The sequence below is a fragment of the Candidatus Methylomirabilota bacterium genome, from assembly GCA_036001065.1.
Lineage (GTDB): Bacteria > Methylomirabilota > Methylomirabilia > Rokubacteriales > CSP1-6 > MNEF01.
Genome location: DASYUQ010000187.1, coordinates 24,259 through 30,543 on the forward strand (window position 1 = coordinate 24,259; position 6,285 = coordinate 30,543).

The window sequence follows — 6,285 nt, forward strand, 5'->3', positions numbered from 1 at the left end:
GCATGGCGTGGTTTAGACGCAAGAGCGAGGGTGAGGGGGAGGCCAAGGGCCGGAAGGTCGTCATCGCCGAGGGCCTGTGGATCAAGTGCGACTCCTGCAAGGAGATCGTCTACCGCGCCGAGGTCGAGCGCGCCGGGCGCGTCTGCCCGAAGTGCCGGTACGCCTTCCGCATCAGCGCGCGCGAGCGCATCGCCCAGCTCGTCGATCAGGGCTCGTTCGAAGAGCACGACCGGGGGGTCGCCTCCGCGGATCCGCTGGGCTTCAAGGACACCAAGCGCTACCGCGACCGCCTCCGCGCGGCGCGCGAGAAGACCGGCAACACGGAGGCGGTGGTCACGGGGCTGGCGCGCATCGGAGGGCTGCCGACCGTGTTCTGCGCCTTCGACTTCGCCTTCCTGGGGGGCAGCATGGGCTCGGCGGTGGGCGAGAAGCTCACCCGCGCCATCGAGCTGGCCATCGCCAAGCACGTCCCGGTCATCATCGTGTCGGCCTCGGGCGGCGCCCGCATGCAGGAGGGCATTCTCTCCCTGATGCAGATGGCGAAGACCTGCGCCGCGCTCGAGCGCCTGGCGGGCGAGCGCCTGCCCTACATCTCCCTGCTCACCGATCCCACCACCGGGGGCGTCACCGCGAGCTTCGCCATGCTCGGCGACGTGATCGTCGCCGAGCCGCGGGCCTTGATCGGCTTCGCCGGACCGCGCGTCATCGCCGAGACCATCCGCCAGCCGCTCCCGGAGGGCTTCCAGCGCTCCGAGTTCCTCCTCGAGCACGGCCAGCTCGATCTCATCGTCGAGCGCCGCGATCTCAAGGAGACGCTGCGTCGCCTGCTCGCCTTCTTCGCGGACCAGCCGCCGTCCGGATGACCTACGCCGAGGCGGTGGCCCGGCTGCTCGCCCTTCGCGGCGGCGAGCACGCGGGCATGCGCCAGGGCCTGGAGTGCATTGAAGGGCTGCTGGCCGCGCTGGGCCACCCCGAAGCGCATTACCCGCTCGTCCAGGTCGGAGGCACCAACGGCAAGGGCTCGATCGCGGCGATGCTGGCGACCATCCTCAAGGCCGCCGGCCGCCGGGTGGGCCTGTACACCTCCCCCCACCTCGTCTCCTTCCGCGAGCGCATCCGCGTCAACGGCGAGCCCATCGCCGCCGACGGCGTCGTCGACGGCGTGGAGGCGCTCGGCACACTCATCGCCCGCTTCGACGCCACGACGTTCGAGGCCACCACGGCGCTGGCCCTCGATCACTTCGCCCGCGAAGGCGTGGAGGTCGCCGTGCTCGAGGTCGGCCTCGGGGGACGGCTGGACGCGACGACCGTCGGCGCGCCGGCGGTGACGGTGCTGAGCCGGATCGACCTGGATCACGAGGCGTGGCTGGGCACGACGCTCGAGGCCATCGCCGCGGAGAAGGCTGCCATCATCCGCTCGGGTGTCGCCTTGGCGGCGGCCCAGGCGCCCGAGGCGACGGCGGTGATCGTCTCGCGCGCCGCCGCCGCCGGCGTCCCGCTGCTCCTGGAGGGGCGTGACCTCGAGGTGAGCGTGCAACAGCGGAGCCTGGCCGGCCAGCTCATCGCCTGCCGCGGGCCCGGCTGGGCGCTGGCTCGGCTGCATGTGCGGCTGCTCGGCACCTTCCAGCCCTCCAACGCGCTCCTGGCCGTCGCCGCCGCCCGCCAGCTCGGCGCCGGCGACGCCGCCATCCGCGAGGGGCTCGAGCGCGCGCGCTGGCCCGGCCGCTTTCAGCTCGTCCCCGGCCGTCCCCGGCTCGTGCTCGACGCCGCCCACAACCCGGCGGGCGCCCGCGCCCTGGCGGCGTCGCTCCGCGAGAACTTCGGCGGCGAGCCCCTCACGCTCGTCCTCGGCATCTCGCGCGACAAGGACGCCGCCGCCATGCTCCAGGAGCTCGCGCCCGTCGCCCAGCGGCTGATCCTCACGCGCGCCGCCAACCCGCGGGCCGCCGACCCGGAGGCGCTGCGCGCGGTCGTGCCGCCCGGCGTCCCGGCGGCCGAGATCGCGTCGTCGTCGGCCCAGGCCCTGGCGATGGCCACCGCGCCGTCGGCCACCTCCATCGTCTGTATCGCGGGTTCGCTCTTTCTGGTCGGCGAGGTGCTCGCGCAGCTGGCCGGAGCCGGCGATAGCCCCTGTCGCATCGAAAACGGGACTGATAGCATGTAGTCCCTTTTTCGTGAGGACTCTTGACTCCGCCCTCCTCTTGCTGAGCGGTCTGCTGGTGGCCGGGGCGTTCATCGACGCTGGGCCCGCCGCGGCGCAACGCCCGACCTCGGCGACGGTGCCCACGGCTGGGGGCGACGTCACCGTCCTGGCCGACCGGCTCGAAGAGGTGGGGCCGGACAATCTCCTGGTCGCCGTCGGCAACGTCGAGATCACGCGGGGCACCCAGCGCCTGACCGCGGATCGGGTGGAGATCAATCGCCTCACGGGCGACACGGTCGCGGAAGGCCGGGTGATCTTCTACGATGGCGATGACCACTTGAGGGGCGACCGCATCGAGTACAACTTCAAGACGGGCACCGGCGTCGTCCATCACGGCACCGCCCGGGTGGCGCCCTACTATCAGGTCGGCGGGGAGCGGATGGAGCGACTCGGCGAGGGCCAGTACCGGATCCGGCGGGGAGTCTTCACGACCTGCGAGGACGATCCTCCCACCTGGTCGTTCCGGTTCGGCTCGGCCCAGGCCGAGCTCGACGAGCTGGTCTACGGGACGAACGCCTCGTTCTGGGTGAAGCGCGTCCCCCTGATTCCCTTCTTTCCCTTCTTCGCCGCCGCCCTGCGCCGCGAGCGCCAGACCGGCTTCCTCTTTCCCCGCTTCGGCAGCTCGACACGGAAGGGCAACTTCATCGAGATCCCGTTCTTCTGGGCGATCTCCGACAGTCAGGACGCCACCATCACGCTCGATCTCTACGAAGCGCGGGGCCCCGGCGCGACCCTCGAGTATCGCTACATCCTGTCCGAGCTCCACCGGGGCGACGTCGGCGGCTTTTACCTGAAGGAGACCGAGCGCAAGCAGGTGGCGGGACAGGGGCACGACGACAACCGCGGCTGGTGGCACGTCAGGGACGATTGGAACCTCGGCCGCGGGCTCTCCTTCCGCGCGGACGTCAACGGCGTGACCGACGACCTGGTGTTCCGGGAGTACGCGGTGCGGCTTCAGGAAAGGAGCGCCCAGCGGGTCGACTCCAACGTGTTCCTCACGTGGAGCCGGCCCACGCTCAACGTGGTGGGCAGCCTGTCCTGGTACCAGGACCTGACCCAGCGCCGGCCGGTGGAGCTGCAGCGCCTGCCGGACATCCGGCTGGAGAGTGTCCGCCAGCCGCTGCCGGGGGTGCCCGGCCTCCTGGGCGAGGTGGAGTCGAGCGCCACGCACTTCGTCCGTGACGTCGGCGCCGATGGCAACCGGGTCGATCTCCACCCCCGCCTCACGCGGCCCATCCCCGTGGCCGGCCTCTTCACGGTGAGCCCGTTCGCCGGCGGGCGCCTCACGGCCTACGACCGGACCGTCACCGGGACGCGGCTCACCCGCGACGGGGGGCTGACCGTGCAGGAGACGAACGACGAGCCGCGGCTGCGGCAGATTCTGGAGCTGGGTGGCGACCTCGAGACGCGCGCGGCCCGAGTGTACGAGCTGGGCGACCTGGCGGGGATCAGCACGATCCTGCACACCATCGAGCCCCGCCTGAACTATACCTGGCTGGACGGTTCCGGCCTCCAGCGCTTCACGCAAGCGGGCGTCCTCCGCGCGAGCCGCATTCCCCAGTACGATCTGATCGACGCGATCCCCGAGCAGAGCCGCTTCACCTACTCGCTCACCAACCGCCTGCGGGCCCGGACGGTGGCGCCGGAGGGCACCGAGCCGGTCCGCTGGGAGCTGGTGCGGTTCGTGGTGGGGCACTCCTACGAGCTGCTGAACCCGGCCCGGCCGCTGGGCAACCTGACCGGCGACCTGATCCTCAGCCCCCACCGCATCTTCAGCTTCCGGGGCGATACCAGCTACAGCGTGTACGCCGGCGAGGGGTTTCAGACCGGCAACACGGACCTGTCCCTGGACGTCGGGGCCGTGAAGGCCTCGGCGGGCACCCGCTTCAACAAGCCGGACCGGGTCAACTTCCTGCAGGGCAATCTCAGCGCCGACGTCACGCGCTGGGCCAGCGGCCGGCTCACCACCAACTGGGATCTGCGCACCAACACCTTCGTCGAGAATGCCATCGCCGTGGACCTCAAATGGCAGTGCTGGTCGTTCACGGTGGAGTTCATCAGCCGCCACCAGAACGAGGACGAGCTGCGCTTCGCACTGAATCTCTTAGGGGTCGGCGCGCCGCTGACGACGCGCTTCGGAGGCCTCGGCGGCACCACCGGTTCCGCCGGCCCGGGAGGGAGCCTCAAGTGATTCCGTTCATCGATCTCACCCGCCAGCACGCCGCCATCCGGGCCGACCTCCTGGCCGCCGCGGCCCGCGTCCTGGACTCGGCGCGGTTCATCCTGGGGGGGGAAGGCGAGGCGCTCGAGCGCGAGCTGGCGGGGCTGGCCGGCGTGCGCCACGCCATCGGCGTGGCCTCGGGGACCGACGCGCTCCGGCTGGCGCTGACGGCGGTCGGCGTCGGCCCCGGCGATGAGGTCATCACGCCCGCGTTCTCCTTCGTCGCCTCGGCCTCGACGATCGTCATGGTCGGCGCCACGCCCGTCTTCGTCGACATCGATCCCGAGACGTACGCACTGGACGCCGGCGCCGTGGAGCGCGCCATCACCCGCCGCACGCGCGCGATCATTCCCGTGCACCTCTACGGTCACCCGGCGCCTATCGATCGGATCGCGGCGCTGGCCCGCACCCACGGGCTCGCGCTGGTCGAAGACGCCGCCCAGGCCATCGGGGCCACCCACGGCGGCCGCCCCGTCGGCGGCTGGGGCGACGCCGCCTGCCTGTCGTTCTATCCGACCAAGAACCTCGGCGCCTGCGGCGACGCCGGCATGCTACTCACGGATCGTGACGACCTGGCCGACCACGTGCGCCGCTTGCGCCACCACGGCGACACCGGCCGCTATCAGCACGTCGAGCTGGGCTACTGCAGCCGGCTCGACGAGGTGCAGGCGGCGATCCTGCGCGTGAAGCTGCGGCGGCTGGACGCGTGGACGGACGCGCGCCGACGCCTGGCCGCGCGCTACCGCGAACGGCTGGCCGGGCTGCCGCTGGGCCTGCCGGCGGAGGATCCGCGGGCGCGCCACATCTACCATCTGTTCACGGTTCGCCACCCGCAGCGCGACGCGCTGGCCAAGGTGCTGGCCGACCTCGGCGTCGGCACGGTGGTGCACTATCCCCGCGCGGTCCCCGAGCAACCGCTGTTTGCCGAAGACGCCGAGCGACGGTGGCCGCAGGCGTGGCGGGCGGCGCGCGAGGTGCTCTCGCTGCCCTGCTACCCCGAGATGACCGACGACGAGGCCGACGGCGTCGTCGCCGCCGTCCGCGCCGCCGTCGACCGGGTATGAGCGGGATGCGCGTGAGCCGGCGGTAAGCCTCCCGGGCGGCGGTCGGGCGCATCCTCGTCGCCGTCCTGCTGATCATCGACGGGACACGCGTGGAGTAGAATGAACACGCGATGAGCGACGGCGTCCGCGTGCGCTTCGCGCCGAGCCCGACCGGCCACCTGCACGTCGGCGGTGCCCGCACCGCGCTGTTCAACTGGCTCTTCGCGCGCCACCACGGCGGACGCTTCATCCTGCGCATCGAGGACACCGATCGCTCGCGCTCGACCGACGCGAACCTCGACCTCATCCTCGACGCCCTGCGCTGGCTCGAGCTCGACTGGGACGAGGGGCCGCCGGCGACGGGCTACCGTCAGACCGAGCGCTTCGAGCTGTATCGGGCTCACGCCGAGCGGTTGGCGGCGACCGGCCGCGCGTACTACTGCGACTGCCCGCCGGCCCAGCTCGAGGCCGAGCGCAAGGCGGCCGAGGCCCGGAAGGAGACGTTTCGCTACTCGGGCCGGTGCCGCGAGCGGGGCCTCGTCGCCGGCGCCCTGCGCCTGCGCATCCCCGCCACCGGCGCCACCGTCGTGCAGGACCTCATCAACGGGCCGGTGGAGTTCGACCACCGCCAGCTCGACGACTGGATCCTCGTGCGTACCGACGGGACACCCACCTACAACTTCTGCGTGGTCGTCGACGACGTCGACATGCGGATCAGCCACGTCATCCGCGGCAACGACCACCTGTCGAACACGCCCAAGCAGGTGCTCTGCTACGAGGCGCTCGGCTACGCGGTGCCCGAGTTCGCCCACGTGTCG

The 6,285-nt window shown here is 71.7% G+C and carries 5 protein-coding genes; all 5 read left to right on the forward strand.

The genetic code is table 11. The annotated features are described in order from the left end of the window. Positions 1–2 precede the first annotated feature (2 nt). Complete coding sequence (gene accD / locus VGV13_18410) at positions 3–863, forward strand: acetyl-CoA carboxylase, carboxyltransferase subunit beta (GenBank protein HEV8643063.1); 861 nt, start codon at positions 3–5, stop codon at positions 861–863. Further along, the gene (locus VGV13_18415; protein ID HEV8643064.1) at positions 860–2,164 is read left to right on the forward strand and encodes a cyanophycin synthetase; all 1,305 of its coding nucleotides are present in this window, start codon (positions 860–862) and stop codon (positions 2,162–2,164) included. Before accD ends, VGV13_18415 begins: the two co-directional genes overlap by 4 nt. A 10-nt stretch (positions 2,165–2,174) precedes the next feature. After that, entirely contained in the window at positions 2,175–4,394 is a 2,220-nt protein-coding gene (lptD, locus tag VGV13_18420; protein HEV8643065.1) for an LPS assembly protein LptD, read from the forward strand. Continuing rightward, positions 4,391–5,488, forward strand: coding sequence for a DegT/DnrJ/EryC1/StrS family aminotransferase (locus VGV13_18425; GenBank protein ID HEV8643066.1), 1,098 nt, complete (start codon positions 4,391–4,393; stop codon positions 5,486–5,488). The genes lptD and VGV13_18425 overlap by 4 nt, the downstream gene beginning before the upstream one ends. Before the next feature lie 110 nt (positions 5,489–5,598). Continuing rightward, positions 5,599–6,285 (forward strand): glutamate--tRNA ligase (gltX, locus tag VGV13_18430; GenBank protein ID HEV8643067.1); only part of this gene is annotated, 687 nt, incomplete at its 3' end.

Bases quoted from the DNA above. Each gene is read 5' to 3' on its own strand.
- accD (HEV8643063.1), top strand. From the start codon at position 3: ATGGCGTGGTTTAGACGCAAGAGCGAGGGTGAGGGGGAGGCCAAGGGC.
- VGV13_18415 (HEV8643064.1), top strand. From the start codon at position 860: ATGACCTACGCCGAGGCGGTGGCCCGGCTGCTCGCCCTTCGCGGCGGC.